General features: G+C 68.7%; 19 protein-coding genes. 13 read left to right on the forward strand and 6 right to left on the reverse strand.

Translation table 11 applies throughout. The features are described from left to right. Window positions 1-18: 18 nt before the first annotated feature. Window positions 19-702, forward strand: a complete 684-nt coding sequence (locus ACCD11_RS03890) for a glutathione S-transferase family protein (protein WP_413312501.1) — start codon at window positions 19-21, stop codon at window positions 700-702. Next, window positions 699-1,079 carry an arsenate reductase (glutaredoxin) gene (arsC, locus tag ACCD11_RS03895; protein ID WP_413312503.1) on the forward strand — a complete coding sequence of 127 codons (381 nt, stop codon included), beginning with the start codon at window positions 699-701 and terminating at the stop codon, window positions 1,077-1,079. Before ACCD11_RS03890 ends, arsC begins: the two co-directional genes overlap by 4 nt. Before the next feature lie 4 nt (window positions 1,080-1,083). On the opposite strand, the gene queG is transcribed toward arsC, so the two are convergent. Then, the gene (gene queG, locus ACCD11_RS03900) at window positions 1,084-2,157 is read right to left on the reverse strand and encodes a tRNA epoxyqueuosine(34) reductase QueG (RefSeq protein ID WP_413312505.1); all 1,074 of its coding nucleotides are present in this window, start codon (window positions 2,155-2,157) and stop codon (window positions 1,084-1,086) included. Between queG and tsaE the strand changes: the two genes are divergently transcribed. From tsaE to ACCD11_RS03915, 3 genes are all read left to right on the forward strand, one after another. Beyond that, window positions 2,143-2,649 (forward strand): tRNA (adenosine(37)-N6)-threonylcarbamoyltransferase complex ATPase subunit type 1 TsaE, encoded by a 507-nt coding sequence (gene tsaE / locus ACCD11_RS03905; RefSeq protein ID WP_007836569.1) that lies wholly within the window; start codon window positions 2,143-2,145, stop codon window positions 2,647-2,649. The genes queG and tsaE overlap by 15 nt on opposite strands. Then, entirely contained in the window at window positions 2,646-4,133 is a 1,488-nt protein-coding gene (locus ACCD11_RS03910; RefSeq protein WP_413312507.1) for an N-acetylmuramoyl-L-alanine amidase, read from the forward strand. The genes tsaE and ACCD11_RS03910 overlap by 4 nt, the downstream gene beginning before the upstream one ends. Window positions 4,134-4,283: 150 nt before the next feature. Further along, the gene (locus ACCD11_RS03915; RefSeq protein WP_413312509.1) at window positions 4,284-4,574 is read left to right on the forward strand and encodes a glycine zipper domain-containing protein; all 291 of its coding nucleotides are present in this window, start codon (window positions 4,284-4,286) and stop codon (window positions 4,572-4,574) included. Between the two features lie 60 nt (window positions 4,575-4,634). On the opposite strand, the gene ACCD11_RS03920 is transcribed toward ACCD11_RS03915, so the two are convergent. Further along, window positions 4,635-5,294, reverse strand: a complete 660-nt coding sequence (locus tag ACCD11_RS03920) for a DedA family protein (protein WP_007836574.1) — start codon at window positions 5,292-5,294, stop codon at window positions 4,635-4,637. A 115-nt stretch (window positions 5,295-5,409) separates the two neighbouring features. On the opposite strand from ACCD11_RS03920, the gene mutL reads away from it, so the two are divergent. Together mutL and ACCD11_RS03930 are read left to right on the forward strand one after the other, a co-directional pair. Beyond that, complete coding sequence (gene mutL / locus ACCD11_RS03925) at window positions 5,410-7,305, forward strand: DNA mismatch repair endonuclease MutL (protein ID WP_413312511.1); 1,896 nt, start codon at window positions 5,410-5,412, stop codon at window positions 7,303-7,305. A 187-nt stretch (window positions 7,306-7,492) separates the two neighbouring features. Beyond that, window positions 7,493-8,446, forward strand: a complete 954-nt coding sequence (locus ACCD11_RS03930) for an alpha/beta hydrolase (RefSeq protein WP_413312513.1) — start codon at window positions 7,493-7,495, stop codon at window positions 8,444-8,446. A gap of 47 nt (window positions 8,447-8,493) precedes the next feature. Here ACCD11_RS03930 and ACCD11_RS03935 read toward each other — a convergent pair whose 3' ends face one another. The 3 genes from ACCD11_RS03935 to ACCD11_RS03945 are packed head-to-tail and all read right to left on the reverse strand — an operon-like array spanning window position 8,494 to window position 11,627. After that, window positions 8,494-10,740 (reverse strand): molybdopterin cofactor-binding domain-containing protein, encoded by a 2,247-nt coding sequence (locus tag ACCD11_RS03935; protein ID WP_413312514.1) that lies wholly within the window; start codon window positions 10,738-10,740, stop codon window positions 8,494-8,496. A gap of 10 nt (window positions 10,741-10,750) precedes the next feature. Then, window positions 10,751-11,224: a (2Fe-2S)-binding protein gene (locus ACCD11_RS03940; RefSeq protein ID WP_413312516.1), complete on the reverse strand. Its 474-nt coding sequence runs from the start codon at window positions 11,222-11,224 to the stop codon at window positions 10,751-10,753. 34 nt (window positions 11,225-11,258) lie between these two features. After that, on the reverse strand, window positions 11,259-11,627 hold the full coding sequence (locus ACCD11_RS03945; protein ID WP_413312517.1) for a c-type cytochrome: 369 nt from the start codon (window positions 11,625-11,627) through the stop codon (window positions 11,259-11,261). Window positions 11,628-11,865: 238 nt separating this feature from the next. Here ACCD11_RS03945 and ACCD11_RS03950 point away from each other — a divergent pair, with 238 nt between their 5' ends. From ACCD11_RS03950 to ACCD11_RS03960, 3 genes are all read left to right on the forward strand, one after another. Beyond that, a complete protein-coding gene (locus ACCD11_RS03950) occupies window positions 11,866-12,792 on the forward strand; it encodes an AraC family transcriptional regulator (protein ID WP_413312518.1) in 927 nt (308 codons plus the stop codon). Between the two features lie 66 nt (window positions 12,793-12,858). Next, complete coding sequence (gene miaA, locus ACCD11_RS03955) at window positions 12,859-13,884, forward strand: tRNA (adenosine(37)-N6)-dimethylallyltransferase MiaA (protein ID WP_413312520.1); 1,026 nt, start codon at window positions 12,859-12,861, stop codon at window positions 13,882-13,884. After that, complete coding sequence (locus tag ACCD11_RS03960) at window positions 13,881-14,534, forward strand: ABC transporter ATP-binding protein (protein WP_413312522.1); 654 nt, start codon at window positions 13,881-13,883, stop codon at window positions 14,532-14,534. Before miaA ends, ACCD11_RS03960 begins: the two co-directional genes overlap by 4 nt. Window position 14,535: 1 nt before the next feature. On the opposite strand, the gene ACCD11_RS03965 is transcribed toward ACCD11_RS03960, so the two are convergent. Then, window positions 14,536-15,498 carry a threo-3-hydroxy-L-aspartate ammonia-lyase gene (locus tag ACCD11_RS03965; RefSeq protein ID WP_413312524.1) on the reverse strand — a complete coding sequence of 321 codons (963 nt, stop codon included), beginning with the start codon at window positions 15,496-15,498 and terminating at the stop codon, window positions 14,536-14,538. 112 nt (window positions 15,499-15,610) lie between these two features. On the opposite strand from ACCD11_RS03965, the gene ACCD11_RS03970 reads away from it, so the two are divergent. From ACCD11_RS03970 to ACCD11_RS03980, 3 genes are read left to right on the forward strand one after another with little or no spacing between them, the layout of a single operon-like run. Further along, window positions 15,611-16,315, forward strand: coding sequence for a GntR family transcriptional regulator (locus ACCD11_RS03970; RefSeq protein WP_413312526.1), 705 nt, complete (start codon window positions 15,611-15,613; stop codon window positions 16,313-16,315). Continuing rightward, window positions 16,312-17,187, forward strand: a complete 876-nt coding sequence (locus tag ACCD11_RS03975) for a phytanoyl-CoA dioxygenase family protein (protein WP_413312528.1) — start codon at window positions 16,312-16,314, stop codon at window positions 17,185-17,187. Before ACCD11_RS03970 ends, ACCD11_RS03975 begins: the two co-directional genes overlap by 4 nt. A 5-nt stretch (window positions 17,188-17,192) precedes the next feature. Then, window positions 17,193-18,566, forward strand: coding sequence for an NAD(P)H-dependent oxidoreductase (locus ACCD11_RS03980; protein ID WP_413312530.1), 1,374 nt, complete (start codon window positions 17,193-17,195; stop codon window positions 18,564-18,566). The last annotated feature ends 22 nt before the right edge of the window (window positions 18,567-18,588 follow it).

The following is an 18,588-nucleotide window of genomic DNA, read 5'->3' on the forward strand; positions in this document are numbered from 1 at the left end:
CTGCAGTAATCTGGGGGGATGAGTTCTTCATCACCATCCCCCAGAGAAGACCGCTACACCCTCTACGGAGCGCCCGGTTCGGGCGCCACCCCCATACACGCCGCGCTGACGCTGATCGGCGCGCAGGTCGAAACCGTCGAAATCTCCCCCTGGGAAAGCGAGGCCGAGCGCGAACGCATGTCGAGCATCAATCCGATGCGGCAGGTGCCCGCCCTCGTGCTGCCTTCGGGCGAGTTGATGACCGAGAGCGCGGCCATCCTGATCTGGCTCGGCGACCGCTACCCCGAGGCCGGGCTCTGCCCCGCGCCCGGCGATCCGCTGCGCGCGCGCTACCTGCGATGGATGGTTTACCTGTCGGCGTCCATCTATTCGCTGTTCTGGGTGCGCGACGAACCCACGCGCCTCACGCCCGACCCGGCCGCGCAGGCCGTGATGCTCGAACGCACCGCCGAGCGCATCGCGCACTGCTGGCACCTGATGGACACACAGATCGACGAGCCCGCGCCCTACCTGCTCGGCGAGAAGCTGAGCATGCTCGACCTGTACGTGACCGTGATGTCGCGCTGGACGCCGCAGCGCACGCGCTTCTACCGCGTGGCGCCGCGCATGGCGCGGGTGGTTCGCCTCGTGGATGCCGATCCCCGGCTGGCAGACTTCTGGGCGGCGCGCTTTCCCTTCACCACGACCCCTTCGACCCCATGACCGCACGCACACCGACCACCGCCTATCCGATGACGATCTATCACAAGCCCAACTGCAGCACCTCGCGCAACGTGCTGTCGCTGATCCGCGAAAGCGGCGTGGAGCCCGAGATCGTGCTGTACCTGGAGACGCCGCCATCGAAGAAGAAGCTGCGCGAGCTGGCGAAGGCGATGAACATGGGTGCGCGCGATCTGCTGCGCGCCAAGGAAGCGCCATACGAAGAACTGAAGCTGGCCGATCCGAAATGGACCGACGACCAGCTGCTCGACGCCATCCTCGAGCATCCGATCCTGCTGCAGCGGCCCATCGTGGTGTCGCCGCGCGGCACGCTGATGTGTCGGCCGTGGGAGCGCGTGCGCGAGATCCTGCCGGCCTGAAGTGTCAGCCCGCGGCCTGCTGCGCCAGGCCCCACGCGACATGCTCGCGCACGAGTTCGCTCGAATGCCCGGCGCGTGTCGCCAGCGCCTCCAGCGCACCGGCCTCGCCCGCTCTCGCTGCATTGCCCAGTGCCACGGCGATGTTGCGCAGCCAGCGCTCATGCCCGATGCGGCGAATGGGACTGCCTTCGGTGCGGCGCAAAAAATCTTCTTCCGTCCACGCAAAGAGCTCGGCCAGCGTGCGTCCCGTGAGCCCTTCGCGCGCATCGAAGTCGGGCAGCTCGCTCTTCTTCGCGAACTTGTTCCAGGGGCAGATCAGCTGGCAGTCGTCGCAGCCGTAGATGCGGTTGCCCATCAGGGGGCGCAACTCCACCGGAATGGGCCCGCCGTGCTCGATGGTGAGGTACGAGATGCAGCGCCGCGCATCCAGCCGCTGCGGCGCGAGGATGGCTCGCGTGGGGCAGATGTCGATGCAGGCACTGCAGCTGCCGCAGTGCGCCGTGACGGGCTCGCTCGGCGGCAGTTCCATGTCGACGTAGATCTCGCCCAGGAAGAACATCGAGCCCGCGTTGCGGTCCAGTATCAGCGTGTGCTTGCCGCGCCAGCCCTGCCCGCTGCGCGAGGCCAGCTCGGCTTCGAGCACGGGGGCCGAGTCGGTGAAGACGCGGTGGCCGAAAGGCCCGACCTCTTGCGCGATGCGCTCGGCCAGTTTTGCGAGGCGGTTGCGCAGCACCTTGTGGTAGTCGCGGCCGCGCGCATAGACCGAGACGATGGCTTCGCCGGGCCGCGTGAGGCGGTCGAACTCGATGGCCTGCCACTCGGACTCGGTGCTGCGCGGCAGGTAGTCCATGCGCGCAGTGATCACGCTCACCGTGCCCGGCACCAGTTCGGCCGGACGGGCACGGCGCGTGCCGTGTGTTGCCATGTATTGCATCTCGCCATGGAACCCATGGGCCAGCCATTGCATCAGACCGTCCTCGGCGCTCGATAGATCGACGCCCGCGATCCCGATTTGGGAGAATCCGAGCTCCCGGGCCAAAGCCCGAATACGAACAACGAGTGGATGGCTGACGATCACTTGCCGATTGTAGAAACGCACAAGAACACCCGCATCCTGCGCTGGTGCAGCGAAGCCGACACCGACGCCTTCGCGCGATCGCTGGCCGCTTCGCCCGCATTGCGCGACGCCTTCATCGCGCTGCAAGGCGACCTCGGCGCCGGCAAGACCACTTTCGTACGCCACCTGCTGCGCGCGCTCGGCATCGCGGGCCGCATCAAGAGCCCCACCTACGCGGTGGTCGAGCCCCACGAAGCGCCCGACGGCCTGCAGATCTTCCATTTTGACTTCTACCGCTTCGCCGATCCGCGCGAATGGGACGACGCCGGCTTCCGCGACATCTTCGCAGGGCCGGGCCTCAAGCTGGCCGAATGGCCGGAGAACGCCGCGGGCCGCACACCAGTTGCCGACCTCGCTATTAAAATAGAAGCAATGACCGACGACACACGCAGCGTGACCCTCCTCGCGAACACCCCTCGCGGCAGCGATCTGCTGGCGCGCACCGCCGCATGAAGGGGCGCGGCCTGAAACGGCGCGTGCTGCTGCAGGGCGGCAGCATCGCGCTGATGCTCGGCGTGCACCAGATCGCACGCGGCGCCACCATCCTCGCGGTTCGCGTCTGGCCGGCGGCCGACTACACGCGCGTGACCATCGAGTCCGATGCGCGGCTCAGTTCGCAGCAGCTCGTGGTCGGCAGCCCGCCGCGCCTGGCCGTCGACATCGAAGGCATCGAGCTCAGCCCCGAGCTGCGCGAACTGGTCGGCAAGATCAAGCCGGGTGACCCGTACATCAACGGCCTGCGCGTCGGCCAGAACGCGCCGAAGGTGGTGCGCATCGTTTTCGACCTGAAGCAGGCCGTGGTGCCGCAGGTGTTCTCGCTCGCGCCCGTGGCTGCATACAAGCACCGGTTGGTGCTCGACCTGTATCCCGAGCAGGCGGTCGATCCGATGGAAGCGCTGATCGCCGAGCGCCTGCGCGATGCGCCCCGCAGCGGCAACAGCAACAACAGCTCCGCAGCCGTGGCCGGCGCACCGCCCGCACCGGCACGCCTCGCCCCGTCGGCCGTCGATCCGCTGGGCGACCTGATGGCACAGCAGGCGGTGCGTCCCGGCCCACCCGCACCGCCGCCGCCCGTGGTGACCGGCAGCGAGCGCCCGACGGGACTGCCCGTGCCCCTGACTCCCCCGCCGCCTGCGGTGGCCGCGGCACCCGCCAGGCCCGTCGCGCCGCCGGTAGCCGCCGGACGCGGTGACGCCACGGCGAGCCGCACCGACCGCATCATCATCGTGGCGCTCGACCCCGGCCATGGCGGCGAAGACCCCGGCGCCATCGGCCCCAACGGCACGCGCGAGAAAGACATCGTGCTGCAGGTGGCGCACCGGCTGCGCGAGCGCATCAACGCGAGCAGCGTGAACGGCAGCCCGATGCGCGCGTTTCTCACGCGCGACGCCGACTTCTTCGTGCCGCTGGGCGTGCGCGTGCAGAAGGCGCGGCGCGTGCAGGCCGACCTGTTCGTGAGCATCCATGCCGATGCCTTCACCACGCCCGCCGCGCGCGGCGCCAGCGTTTTCGCGCTGAGCCAGAGCGGCGCGTCGAGCAGCGCGGCGCGCTGGCTCGCCAACAAGGAAAACGACGCCGACAAGGTTGGCGGCGTGAACGTCGGCAATCACGAGGCTCAGGTACAGCGCGCGCTGCTCGACATGAGCACGACCGCGCAGATCAACGACAGCCTGAAGCTCGGTGGCGCAATGCTCGGCGAGATCAAGGGCATCGGTGCGCGGCTGCACAAGGGGCAGGTCGAACAGGCCGGCTTCGCGGTGCTGAAGGCGCCGGACATCCCGAGCGTGCTGGTGGAGACCGCCTTCATCAGCAACCCGGAAGAAGAAGCCAACCTTCGCCGTGTCGACTACCAGGAGAACCTGGCCGATGCGCTGATGCGCGGCATCCAGCGCTATTTCGCCCAGAACCCGCCTCTGGCACGCAGCCGGCAGCTCTGATCTCGCGCTGCGGCTTTTGTAAAGCCAAAGCACGCCTTCCGTCCCACGCCGTGCGGCCCGCTACACCGCACAGGCAGGTGCGGCAGGCTCCTACACCGGGGCACCGCCTTGCGGACATGATGACTCATCACTCCTCGAAAGGTGGACATCATGAACACACGTCTCTGGATCGCTGCAGCCGCAGCCACTTCGGTCATGGCGATTGCAGGCTGCGCGAGCGGCCCTAACCAGAATCTCGGGACCGGGGTAGGCGCCGTAGGCGGCGCGCTGGTGGGCAATGCCATCGGCGGCAACACCGCAAGCACGGTGGGTGGCGCGGCCATCGGCGGCGTCATCGGCAACCAGATCGGTCGCAGTGCCGACGAGCGCAACTACTACTACAACCAGCAGCGCTATCCGCGGGGCAGCGGCTACTACCCGGGCAACGGGCCGAACTACTGATAGCAGCCTGAACGACAAAGCGCGCCGATTGGCGCGCTTTGTCGTTGATGGAGCAAGTCGTCAGGCCCGCGCCGCGCGCTCCTTCTCTGCCTTCGATGCACGCCACGCGCCAAAGATCGCGAGCAGGCCGGGCACGAAGATCAGCGCCCAGATGATCTTGTCCAGATGCTGACGCACGAAGGGCAGGTTGCCGAAGAAGTAACCCGCGGTCGCGATGCCCAGCACCCAGAGGAGCCCGCCGATCACGTTGTACATGGTGAACTTCGCGCGGCTCATCTCGGCCACGCCGGCCACGAACGGCGCGAAGGTGCGGATGAAGGGCATGAAACGCGCAAGGATGATCGTGATGCCGCCATAGCGCTCGTAGAAGCCGTGGGCCTGGTCGAAGGCCTTGCGGTTGAAGAAGCGCGAGTTCTCCCACTGGAACACCTTCGGCCCGAAGTAGCGGCCGATCGAATAGTTGCACTGGTCGCCCAGGATGGCCGCGGCGATGAGGATCCCGCAGGCCAGCGGAAAGCTCATGAGCCCCACGCCGCACAGCGCGCCCACGATGAAGAGCAGCGAGTCCCCGGGCAGGAACGGCATCACCACCGCGCCGGTCTCTACGAAGACGATGAGGAACAGCAGCGCATAGACCCAGGGCCCGTAGGCAATGACGAAGGCTTCGAGGTGCTTGTCGACGTGAAGGATGAAGTCGACGAGAAAGCTGATGATTTCCATGGGGGCGGATTATCCTTGCTGCCATCGAACGCCCTGCCAATCACCCCATGCCGCACATACGCGTGCCACCGATGCGGGCCAGCGCCTGAACGAGCACCGCTTTTAGAATGCCCCGGTGAGCGCCCTCCCCACTTCCATCTCCCCCACCGAACGCCGCCCCATCCGCGAACTCCCCGACGAGCTGATCAGCCAGATCGCCGCCGGCGAAGTCGTCGAGCGCCCCGCCTCGGTGGTGCGCGAACTGCTGGACAACGCGCTCGACGCCGGCGCCGGCCAGATCACGGTGCGGCTGGCCTCGGGCGGCGTGCGGCTGATCTCGGTCGAGGACGACGGCCTGGGCATCCCGCGCGAGGAACTCACGGTGGCCCTGCGCCGCCACGCGACCAGCAAGATCGCGAGCCTCAACGACCTCGAAACGGTCGGCACCATGGGATTCCGGGGCGAAGCGCTGGCCGCCATCAATGCGATCGCCGAACTCAGCATCCTTTCGCGCTTCGCCGGTTCCGAGGGTGCCTTCGCACTCGACGGCCGCACCGGCGAATTGCGGCCCGTGGCCCGCTCCACCGGCACCACGGTCGAGGTGCGCGAGCTGTTCTTCGCAACCCCCGCGCGCCGCAAGTTCCTGAAGACCGACGCCACCGAACTGGCCCATTGCATCGAGGCGGTGCGCCGCCACGCGCTGGCACGGCCGGAGGTGGGCTTTTCGGTCTGGCATGACGGCAAGCTGGTCGAGCAGTGGCGCGCCGCCACCACGCGCGAGCAGCGGCTGGCCGACGCACTGAGCGACGATTTCGTGGCGCAGAGCGTGGCCGTCGAGCGCGAAGGCGGCCCGGTGCGCGTGATCGGCCGCGCCGGCATTCCCGATGCGGCGCGCTCGCGCGGCGACCAGCAGTTCTTCTACGTCAACGGCCGCTTCGTGCGCGACAAGGTGCTCTCGCACGCAGTGCGCAGCGCGTACGAAGACGTGCTGCACGGACAGCGCCAGCCGATCTATGCGCTGTACCTCGAAATCGATCCGGCGCGCGTCGACGTGAACGTGCATCCGACCAAGATCGAAGTGCGCTTTCGCGACGGGCGCGAGGTGCACCAGGCGGTGCGCCACGCCATCGAGGACGCGCTGGCGGCTCCACGCGCGGGCGACGCCGTGGTGGCCGCGGGCGCACCGCAGCCGTTCTTCAAGCAGGCCCCGCTGCCATCGAACGCCAGTTGGGCCCAGCCCGGCATCAATTTCACGGCGCGGGAACGCGGCGCCGGCGACTTCGAGGCCATGTGGCCCAGGCGCAGCGAGCAGTTGGCGCATACGGCGGAGCCCACCGCCTCGCTCCTTTGGCCTTCCGCCAGTGCGGTTGCGACGACGTTCCCGCCATCCGCAGAGCTGCCCGCGAACGACCGCGCCGACACCGCCCCCCTCGCCACCAACGAGGGGGCCTGGCCGCTGGGCCGCGCGCTGGCCCAACTGCAGGGCATCTACATCCTGGCCGAGAACAGCCAGGGCCTGGTGATCGTCGACATGCACGCTGCGCACGAGCGCATCGTCTACGAGCGGCTCAAGACGCAGCTCGACGGCGCGGCCATCGCCAGCCAGCCGCTGCTGATCCCGGCCACTTTCGCCGCCACGCCGCAGGAAGTGGCCACGGCCGAAGCCTGCGCCGAAGTGCTGCCGACGCTGGGCCTGGAAATCACCCCCTTCTCGGCGCGCACCCTCGCGGTGCGTGCCGTGCCCGGAACACTGGCCGACGGCGATCCGGTGGAACTGGCGCGCAGCGTGCTGGCCGAGCTGGGCCAGCACGACGCGAGCACCGTGGTGCAACGCGCCCAGAACGAACTGCTGTCCACCATGGCCTGCCACGGGGCAGTGCGGGCCAACCGAAAGCTCACCATCGACGAGATGAACGCACTGTTACGCCAGATGGAAGCAACAGAACGTTCGGACCAGTGCAACCACGGCCGGCCGACCTGGCGCCAGCTGTCGATCCGCGAGCTCGATTCGCTGTTCATGCGCGGCCGATAGGCAGATCCGCGTTTTTAGGCCTTTTTTCTAGGGTTTTCCGCCGTCATCGGAATTGTGGGCACGTACGTTGCATAGGTTCGTCAAGGCGCCAGCGAGCGTTGTTTCGGGGGGTTACCAAAGTGCAGTGTCGGCGCACCTCGGTGAAAGCAGATGAACTTTTCAGCCGGCTCTGCTGTCTTTCAACCCCATGATGAAACGCTGGACCCTCCTCGCGTCTGTCCTCTCGCTGTGTGCCCTGCTGGCCGCCGGCTGCTCGACGCTCGACGAGCGGCAGCGCGAATGGATCTTTCAGCCCAGCGATAGCAGCTGGGGCAATACCGCCACCATGGCCAAGGGCATGGAAGACGTGTGGATCGATTTCCAGTCGTCCACCACCGGTGAGCCCGCCCGCCTGCACGGCCTGTGGCTGGGCGGCGCGCCCGAGACCACTGACACGCCCGTGCTGCTGTACCTGCACGGCGCCCGCTACAACGTGGCCGGCTCGGCGCCGCGCATCCAGCGCATGCACGAGCTGGGCTTCTCGGTGCTGGCGATCGACTACCGCGGCTTCGGCAAGAGCTCCAAGGGCCTGCCCTCGGAAGAGTCGGCCCGCGAGGACGCCCGCGCCGCCTGGACCTGGCTGGCTGCGCGCCATCCCAGGCAGCACCGCTACATCTTCGGCCACTCGCTGGGCGGCGCCATCGGCATCGACCTGGCGGCGCATGTGAACGACGAAAGCGGCACCATCGTGGAGAGCACGTTCACTTCCATCGCCGACGTGGTCAGCGGCTTCAAGTGGGGCTGGCTTCCCTTCGGGGCCCTCATCACGCAGCGCTTCGAGGCCATCAACACCGTCAAGGACATCGGTGCGCCGCTGCTGGTGGTGCATGGCACGGCCGACAGCCTGATCAACCCCACGCTGGGCCGCAAGCTCTACGACGCGGCCACCGTGCCCAAGCTGTTCGTGCTGGTCGAAGGCGGCTCGCACCACAACACCAACTCGGTCGGCGAGGCGCAATACCGCGCGGCGCTGACACAGCTGTTCCGCATGAAGCCCGAGGGCATGGTGGCGCGCAACCAGCCGAAGCTGTCGCCGCCCTCGGTGGCTTCGCAGGACGTGCGCGGCGAGGCGCGCACGAGCAGCGTGCCCGCGGCGATCTAGCCCGGACGGCGTTCGAAAGGACAACCCCCTTCGAACGCAATCCCGTATCAGGCCAGGTTGAAAGGCAGCTGCCGCAAAGGCTTGCCCGTCAGCTGCGCGACGGCATTGGCGAACGCGGGCGCCAGCGGCGGCAGGCCGGGCTCGCCCATCCCCTTGGGCGCATCGGCGCTGGGCACGATGTGGATGTCGAACTCCGGCACCTGCGTGATGCGCGCCACGGTGAAGTCGCCGAAGTTGCCCTGCTGCACCACGCCGTCCTTCAGCGTGATCGCGCTGCCTTGCAGGCAGGTCGACAGCCCCATCACCGCCGCGCCCTGCACCTGCGCCTCCACGCTGCGCGGGTTGACGGCGAGGTTGCAGTGCACGCCGCTGGTCACGCGGTGCAGCACCGGCTGGCCGTCCTTGACCGAGGCTTCCACCACGTAGGCCACCACAGATTCGAAGGACTCGTGCACCGCCACGCCCCAGGCGCGGCCATCCGCCAGCTTCTTCTTGCCGTAGCCGCTCTTGTCCACGGCCAGCTGCAGCGCGGCGCGATGGCGCGGGTGCTTGTCGCCGAACAGCTGCATGCGGTAGGCCACCGGGTCCTGCCTGGTGCTGCGGGCGATCTCGTCGATCAGTGTTTCCATCACGAAGGCGGTGTGGGTGGAACCCACGCTGCGCCACCACAGCACCGGCACGTTGACCTGCGGATGGTGCACCGTGAGGCGCATCGGCACCGGGTACGGATCGCGCATGCCCTCGACGGCCGTGGCGTCGATGCCGTCCTTCACCATCATCCCGGCGAACACCGTGCCCGCGGTGATGGACTGGCCCACGATGACGTGGTCCCAAGCCAGGATCTTGCCTCGCTCGTCGAAGCCGATGCGCGCGCGGTGCAGGTGCATGGGGCGGTAGTAGCCGCCCTTGATGTCGTCCTCGCGGCTCCACAGCAGGCGCACGGGCGCGTCGAGGCCTGCCGCGCGCGTGGCCTTGGCGATCTCGCAGGCCTCGACCACGAAGTCGCTCGAGCCCACGAAGCGCCGGCCGAAACCGCCGCCCGCCATCTGCACGTTCACCTTCACCTGCGAGGGATCGAGCTTCAGCGTGCGTGCCGCAGCCTGGCCGTCGAGGTCGGCGCTCTGGGTGCCGACCCACAGTTCGGCGCGTCCGTCCGACAGCTTCACGGTGCAGTTCAGCGGCTCCATCGGCGCGTGCGCGAGGTACGGAAACACGAACTCGGCCTCGAGCTTGCGCGGCGCGGTGGCCAGCGGTGCCATGTCGGCGTCGAACTTGCGATTGCCGGGGCGGCCGGCGAGGTCACGGTATTGGACCAGTTGCTTGTCGCTGTCCACCTTTTCCACGGCGGCCGTGTCCCATTGCAGCTTCAGCGCGTCGCGGCCCAGCTTGGCCGGCCAGTAGCCGTCGGCCACTACGGCCACGCCTTCGGCGCCGCGGTCCAGCGGGATGCGCACCACGGCCTTCACGCCCTTGACGGCGCGCGCGGCGCTGTCGTCCACCGAGGCCAGGCGAGCGCCGAACACCGGCGGATGCGCCACCACGGCCGTGAGCTGGCCCGGCTGCCGCACGTCGATGCCGAAGTCCTGCTTTCCGCTGCTCTTGGCGCGCGCGTCCAGGCGCGTCGTTGCGCGGCCGATGATCCGGAAGTCCTTGGGGTTCTTCAACGTGACCTTCTCGGGCACCGGCAGCGCCATGGCCGCCTCGGCCAGTTCGCCGTAGCCCAGTTTGCGGCCGCCCGGGCCCAGCACCGTGCCGGCCTGCGTGCGCAGCGTGGCCGGGTCGACCTTCCAGCGCGCCGCCGCAGCCGACAGCAGCATGGCCCGGGCGCGGGCGCCGAGTTCGCGGTACTGCGTGAAGCTGTTCTTGATCGAATTGGAGCCGCCGGTCAGGTGCATGCCGAACAGCGGGTCTGCGTATGCCGCATCGTTCGTGCCGTTGCGGCTGCGCACCAGCGCCCAGTCGGCGTCCAGTTCCTCGGCCAGGATCATCGGCAGGCCGGTCTGCACGCCCTGGCCGAATTCGAGCCGGTTGATGGTCACCGTGACTTCGCCGCTGGGCGCGATCTGCACGAAGGCCGAGGGTTGCTGCGTCGGCTTGAGGCCGCCGGCCGCTGGCTTTGCACCATCGGCCTGCGCCATGGCCAGGTGGGGAAAGGCGCCGAGCGCGAGGCCGCCGGCACCGGCCATCTTGAGGAAGCTGCGGCGAGGCAGCGTGGCGGGCTCTTCGGCCGAAGCCTGGGCCATCAGGCGCTGCAGGGCGCGCGGCAGGTCGTGGTAGTCGATGGAGGGCAGCATGAGGACTCCTTCAGGCGAGGGTTCGGGCCGCATCGGCCACGGCGGCGCGGATGCGCGCATAGGTGCCGCAGCGGCAGATGTTGCCGGCCATGGCCGAGTCGATCTCGTCGGCGCTGGGCTGCTTGCCCGCGGGGAGCGACCTCAGGAACGCGGTCGCGCTCATGATCTGGCCGCTCTGGCAGTAGCCGCACTGCGCGACGTCGTGCCGCACCCAGGCGGCGTGCACCGCGGCGCCGACCTTGTCGCTGCCGTCGGTGGCGGCCTCGATGGTGGTGATCTTCTTGCCTTCGGCCGCGGCGATGGGCGTGATGCACGAGCGGATGGCCTGGCCGTCCATGTGCACGGTGCAGGCACCGCAAAGCGCGGCACCGCAGCCGAACTTGGTGCCGGTCATGCCCAGCGAGTCGCGCAGGGCCCAGAGGATGGGGGTGCCGGGATCGGCATCGACCGTGTGTTCACGGCCATTGACGTGGAGCGCACTCATGTTCTTTTTCTCCGTGGGTGGTTGAGGGTCGGATTCACTTGGCGCCGTCGAGCAGCCACTGGGCCAGCGACTGCAGGTCGGCGTCGGGCACCTGGGCCTGCGGCGGCATCGGCATCGCGCCCCATTTGCCCGAGCTGCCGGCCTTGATGCTTGCGGCCAACTGTGCGGCCGTGCCCTTGCCGTCGCCGTATTTGGCGCCGATGTCTTTCCAGGACGGGCCCACCACCTTGGTCGCGGGCTGGTGGCATGCGACGCATGAATACTTTTGCGCCAGCGCCTGGCTCGCAGCGGCGTGCAGCGGCCACAGCGCGCTCGCGCCGAAGGCCGCGGCCAAGGCAAGGGAGGCGATGCGGCCCGTGCCGCGCGGCAGGTTCCGGTAGAGAGAAGTCGTTTCTGTTTTCATCGTGGCACCGTGGAAAAAAGCGGGTTGTCTGATTCGACGGACACTCCCCCGCGGACCGCATCGGATGCAACGCCGGTGCACCGAGGAGCGCTGCCCGCGAGTGTCGGACGAAGACCGGCCAGCCACTTGCCTGATTCGCTCTCGTTCTTGCCTGAAACACCGAAACTGCATCGAAAACGCAGGCCCTGCCAGGCGCGCGGGCTAGACTTTTTCGTTCGCGTCACTCGAAAGGATTCAGATGGAAGCGGCACAGCCGGCGCAGCACGGCGAATCGGGCGAACCGGGTGCATTGGACGATCTGGCCCGGGCGGTCGCACACATCGCCCACAGCGACGGCGACTACGTGACGGCCATTCCCGAGCTTTCGCTGCACCGTCGCAGCACCACGACCGAGCCGCTGCATTGCATCTACGGCTTCGGCGTGGGCATCACCATCCGCGGGCAGAAGCGGGTGGCGCTCGGCGACGAGGTGTTCGACTATTCGGCGGGCCAATCGCTGCTGACCACCGCCGACCTGCCTGTGGTGACGCACATCACCCGGGCCAGCGCCACGCAGCCCTTCATGGGCCTGATGCTGCGGCTCGACCCGCGCGCCGTCGTGCAGGCTGCCGCCGAGATGGCCTTGCCCCCGCCGGCCAGGGACGGCACCCAGCGCGCCATGTCTCTCGGCGAACTCGACCCGACGCTGCTCGGCGCGGTCACGCGGCTCGTCCAGCTGCTCGCCGAGCCCCGGCTGATGCCGCAGCTCGCGCCGCTGTTGCAGCAGGAGATCCTCGTGCGGTTGCTGGCGGGGCGCCACGGCCCGCAGCTGCAGCGCCTGGTGGCGATCGGCTCGCCGAGTCAGCAGGTGGCCCAGAGCATGGCCTGGCTCAAGATGAATTTCACGCGGCCCGTGCTGGCCGACGCGCTGGCCGCATCCGCGAACATGAGCCCCTCGACCTTCCGCCAGCACTTCCGGGCCATGGCGGGCATGAGCCCGATGCAGTACCTGAAGCAGCTGCGCCTGCAGGAAGCGCGACAGCTGATGCTGAACCAGGGCATCGACGCCGGCACCGCAGGCGTGCGCGTGGGCTACGAGAGCGCCTCGCAGTTCAGCCGCGAGTACGCGCGCCTGTTCGGCGCGCCGCCGCTGCGCGACATCCGGCGGATGCGCGAAGCGACTTGAGCCGCCCGGGGGCATCCGCCGCGCACGCGCTGACCGGCGCGCGCCATTTGCTACCCTCGGCGCATCATGTTTCCCCGCTCCGTACCGGCCGCCGAGGCCGCTCCCCCGGCCACGCCCACCGCGGCACCCCCGGGTCCGCCGCGCTACGTCGCACTCGCCGGCCCCACCGCTTCGGGCAAGACGGCCGCCGCGCTGGCGCTCGCGCGCATCCAGCCGGTGGAAATCGTCTCGGTGGATTCGGCACTCGTCTACCGCGGCATGAACATCGGCACCGCCAAGCCCACGCCCGCCGAACAGGCCGCCGTGCCGCATCACCTGATCGACATCCTCGATCCGCGCGAGAGCTACAGCGCCGCCGCGTTCGTGGCCGACGCCACTCGGCTCATCGGCGAGATCCGCGCGCGCGGCGCGCTGCCGCTGCTGGTGGGCGGCACGATGCTTTATTTCAAGGCGCTGTTCGACGGCATCGACGCCATGCCCACGGCCGATGCCGCAGTGCGCGCGCGCATCGATGCGGAAGCCGCCACGCTCGGCTGGCCGGCCATGCACGCGCGGCTCGCGCAGGTCGACCCGGTCACGGCCGCGCGGCTCGCGCCGCAGGACAGCCAGCGCATCCAGCGCGCGCTCGAAGTGTGGGAGAGCAGCGGCCAGCCGCTGTCGAGCTTTCATGCGAGCGACAACAAGACCGCCAAGGCTGTCGAAGGCGGCGTGCTGTTCTCGCTCGAACCGGCCGACCGCGCCTGGCTGCACACGCGCATCGCCGAGCGCTTCGACGCGATGCTTGCGGCCGGCTTCCTCGACGAAGTGCGCTCGTTGCGCGCGCGCGGCGACCTGTCGACCGAGTTGCCCTCGATGCGCTGCGTCGGCTACCGGCAGGCGTGGGAAACGCTCGATGCCTGCGACAACGCGGCGCCCTCCGCCAAGGCCATGGCCGAGTTGCGCGAACGCGGCATCGCCGCCACGCGCCAGCTTGCCAAGCGGCAGATCACCTGGCTGCGCAGCATGCCGCAGCGCACCGTGATCGCCTGCGACGCGCCCGACGCGGTGCAGGCCGCCGTTCAACTGATCGCCAAGACCACAAGCCCCGGATGACGCTGCGCATTTCCAACCTCGGCAAGCACTACGGCGATGCGCCTGTCTTCGAGAACGTGACGCTGGAGGTCCGGCCCGGCGAGTTCGTCGCCGTCGTAGGCGAATCGGGCGTCGGCAAGTCGACGCTGCTCAACTGCATGGCCGGCCTCGACAGCTGGGACCAGGGCACGGTCACGCACGAAGGCACCGACATCGGCGCGCTCGACGGCGAGGCCTGCGCGCTCTGGCGGCGGCGGCACGTCGGCTTCGTGTTCCAGGCCTTCCACGTGCTGCCGCACCTCGACGTGGCGCAGAACGTGTCGCTGCCGCTGATGCTGCTCGGCGCACAGCAGAAGGACGACGCCCGCGTCGCGCACATGCTCGAATCGGTGGGCCTGCCCGGCATGGGCGCTCGGCTGCCGCAGACGCTGTCGGGCGGCCAGTTGCAGCGCGTGGCGATTGCGCGCGCGCTGGTGCACCGCCCCGCCCTGCTGCTGGCCGACGAGCCCACGGGCAACCTCGATCCGTCCACCGCTGCAAAGGTGATGGAACTGCTGATCAGCCAGACCCGCGAGCACGGTGCGTCGCTGGTGCTGGTGACGCACTCCGAGAGCGCGGCGGCCCGGGCCGACCGCCTCCTGCACCTGACGGCCGGCGGAATACGCGCCTGAACTACTGCGGCGCGATCAGCGCGGCGTAGCGCGACAGGTCGACGTTGCCGCCGCTGATCACGATGCCGACGCGCTGTCCGGCGACGGCCTTGCCGGCCGCAATGGCGCCTGCAAAGGCAAGGCAGCCGGTCGGCTCCACCACCATCTTCATGCGCTCGGCGAAGAAGCGCATCGCGTCGACGAGCTGCTCGTCGGTGACGGTGAAGATGTCGTCCACGTCACGGCGGATGATGCCGAAGGTGTACTCGCCCAGGTGCTGCGTCTGTGCACCGTCGGCTATGGTCTTCGGCGTTTCGATGTGCACGATCTTCCCCGCACGGAACGACTGCTGGCCGTCGTTGCCCGCCTCGGGCTCGACGCCATAGACCCTGCAGTTCGGCGCCAGCGCGCGCGCCGACAGCGCCGAACCCGACAGCAACCCGCCGCCGCCCAGGCACACGAACAGGTGGTCGAGCGGGCCGGTTTCCTCGATCAGTTCCTTCGCCGCCGTGCCCTGCCCCGCAAGCACGTCGGGATGGTCGTAGGGCGGGATCATCGTCATGCCGCGCTCCTGCGCGAGCCGCTTCGTCAGCGCCTCGCGGTCTTCGGTGAAGCGGTCGTACATCACCACTTCCGCGCCGTAGCCCTTGGTGGCAGCGACCTTGGCGGCGGGCGCGTCCTTGGGCATGACGATCACCGCCGGCATCGACAGCAGGCGCGCCGACAGCGCGATGGCCTGCGCATGGTTGCCCGACGAGAACGCGATCACGCCGCCCTTGCGCTGCGCGGCATCGAACTTCGACAGCGCGTTGAACGCGCCGCGGAACTTGAATGCGCCCATGCGCTGGAAGTTCTCGCACTTGAAGAAGAACTCGGCGCCCCAGCGTTCGTTGGCGGTGGCCGAGCGCAGCACCGGCGTGCGGTGGGCATGGCCTTCGAGCCGCGCGGCCGCGGCAATGACGTCGTCATAGGTAGGTAGTTGCATGGGCCGAGCTTAGCGGGGGCTCACGTTTTTTTGCAGCCCCGATGGGTAAAAACCCGGGATGCATGCTCGCGCAATTTCTGTACTCTGTATACAGAGTTCAAAGAAAGCCGACATGCCCGCCCAGCTCCTCAGCATCGAAGTCGCCCCCGATCTCGTCGACCAGGTCTACCGCGCCCTGCTCGGCGCCATCAGCAGCGGCACGCTCGCGCCGGGCGAACGCATCACGCAGGAAGACATCGCTCAGCGCCTCTCGGTGTCTCGCCAGCCCGTGCTCCAGGCGCTGCGGCTGCTCAAGAAAGACGGCTTCGTGCTCGACGCGCCCGGCCGCGGCGTGCTGGTGGCGCCGCTGGAAGCCGAGGCGATGCGCCAGGTCTACCAGGTGCGTGGCGCGCTCGACGTGCTGGCCGCACGGCTCGCGGCGCGCCAGCGTTTTCGCATCGACCCGAAGCTCATCGAACGCGGCCGGCGTGCCGCGCGCGGGCGCAACGTCGAAGCCATGATCGATGCGGACGTGGCCTTTCACCAGGCCATCTACGAGGCCTCGGGCAACCCGCTGATCGGCCAGAGCGCCGACCCGCATTGGCGTCACCTGCGCCGCGCGATGGGCGCGGTGCTGCAGGCGGAGCCGCAGCGCGAATCGCTGTGGGACGAGCACGAGGCGATCGCCGCGGCCATTGCCGCCGGCAACGCGGACCGCGCCGCACGCCTGAGCGAAGAACACGTCTCTCGGGCCAGCCAGGCATTGAGCGAACGGCTCGCGCAGCAACTGGCGCGCACCGCATCCACCACCACGCAGAAAAAAGGAGACAAGGCATGAAGCTGCCCCCCGAGCAACGCGCGCAGTTCGAGCGCGACGGCTATCTGTTCTTCCCCGGCCATTTCTCGGCTGAAGAAACCAGGGTGCTGACCGACGCGGTGCCCGATCTCTACAGCAGGCGCGAGGCCTTCAACGTGCGCGAGAAAGGCTCCGACGCCGTGCGCACGAACTTTGCCGCGCACCTCGTCAGCGAGCCCTTCGCCCGCCTGGCGCGCCATCCGCGCATGGTCGGCCCGGTGACCGACCTCTTCGACGAAGAGGTCTACATGCACCAGTTCAAGATCAACGGCAAGATGGCCTTCGAGGGCGACGTGTGGCAGTGGCACCAGGACTACGGCACCTGGCTCAACGATGACCTGATGCCCACCGAACGCGCGATGAACGTCGCGATCTTTCTCGACGAGGTGACCGAGCACAACGGCCCGCTGATGTTCATTCCGGGCAGCCACCGCAAGGGCGTGGTCGATGCGAAGCATGACCTCACGACCACCAGCTACCCGCTGTGGACCGTGGACAACGACCTGATCCGCCAGCTGGTGGATCGCGCGGGCGGCAAGCACGGCGGCATCGTCTCGCCCAAGGGCCCGGCCGGCTCAATGATCCTCTTTCACAGCTGCCTCGTACATGCATCGGGCAGCAACCTCTCGCCCTTCAACCGCGTGGCGGTGTACCTGAGCCTGTGCGCCGTCAGCAACCACATCCGGCGCCACAAGCGGCCCGAGTACATCGCGCACCGAAACTTCACGCCCATCGAGATGCTGCCCGACGACTGCCTGCTGAAGCCCTACCCCGTCGAGGTGCCGTGGAAGAACGGCCTGCCAGAGAGCGCATCGCGCACCTCGCTCGACGCGCTCGACACCGTGGAGGCCTGAACGACATGAGTCTGCACGCCCGCCTGCAGCAGCGCGCCGCCGAAGGCCGCCCCGTCCGCATCGGCCTGATCGGCGCCGGCAAGTTCGGCGCGATGTACCTCGCGCAGATTCCGCGCACGCCCGGCGTGCAACTGGTCGCCATTGCCGACCTCTCGCCCGACGCGGCCCGTGTCAACCTCGAACGCGTGGGCTGGAAGGCGGGGCGCGCCGCCGCGGCTTCGGTGCAGGAAGCGCTGAAGCAAGGCACCACCTGGATCACCGACGACTGGCAGGCCGTGACGCGCGAGCCATCGATCGACATCGTGGTCGAGTGCACGGGCAACCCGATCGCCGCGGTCGACCACTGCCTGGATGCATTCGCGCACGGCAAGCACGTGGTGAACGTGACGGTCGAGGCCGATGCCTTCTGCGGCCCGCTGCTCGCCCGCCGGGCACAGCAGGCCGGCGTGGTGTATTCGCTCGCCTTCGGCGACCAGCCCGCGCTGATCTGCGACCTGGTCGACTGGGCGCGCACCTGCGGCTTTCCGGTGGTGGCGGCCGGGCGCGGCCACAAGTGGCTGCCGCACTTCACCGAATCGACTCCCGAGACGGTGTGGGACAACTACGGCCTCACGCCCGAGCAGGCCAGGCGCGGCGGTCTCAACCCGAAGATGTTCAACAGCTTTCTCGACGGCTCCAAGCCTTCCATCGAAAGCTCGGCGGTCGCCAACGCCACCGGCCTCACCGTGCCGTCGGACGGCCTGCTCTACCCGCCCGCGAGCGTGGAGGACATTCCCTTCGTCACGCGGCCGAAGAGCGAGGGCGGCGTGCTGGAGCGCAAGGGCATGGTCGAGGTGGTGTCCTCGCTGGAGGCCGACGGGCGGAAGATCCCGTACGACATCCGCATGGGCGTGTGGGTCACGGTCGAGGCCGAGACCGACTACATCCGGAACTGCTTCGAGGAATACAACGCCCACACCGACCCCAGCGGGCGCTACTTCACGCTCTACAAGCGCTGGCATCTGATCGGCCTCGAAGTCGGCATGTCGGTGGCCAGCGTAGCGCTGCGCGGCGAGCCCACCGGTGTCGCCACCTGCTGGAACGCCGACGTGGTCGCCACCGCCAAGCGCGACCTGCCGGCAGGCGAAATGCTCGACGGCGAAGGCGGCTACACGGTGTGGGGCAAGCTGCTGCCGGCCGAGCGCTCTCTGCGCCTGGGCGGCCTGCCGCTCGGGCTGGCGCACAACGTCAAGCTGGTGCGCCCGGTGAAGAAGGGCCAGAGCCTGAGCTGGGCCGACGTGGCGATCGACAGGACGACCGCAGCCTACAAGCTGCGCAGCGAGATGGAGGCGATGTTCGCGCCTTCGGGGCGGGCATTGCACCCGACGGCAATCGCGTAAAAAATCTTCTGCTCGGCACGCC

Origin of the sequence: Variovorax sp. Varisp36, from assembly GCF_047304235.1 — a bacterium.
In the GTDB taxonomy this organism is placed as follows: domain Bacteria; phylum Pseudomonadota; class Gammaproteobacteria; order Burkholderiales; family Burkholderiaceae_C; genus Variovorax.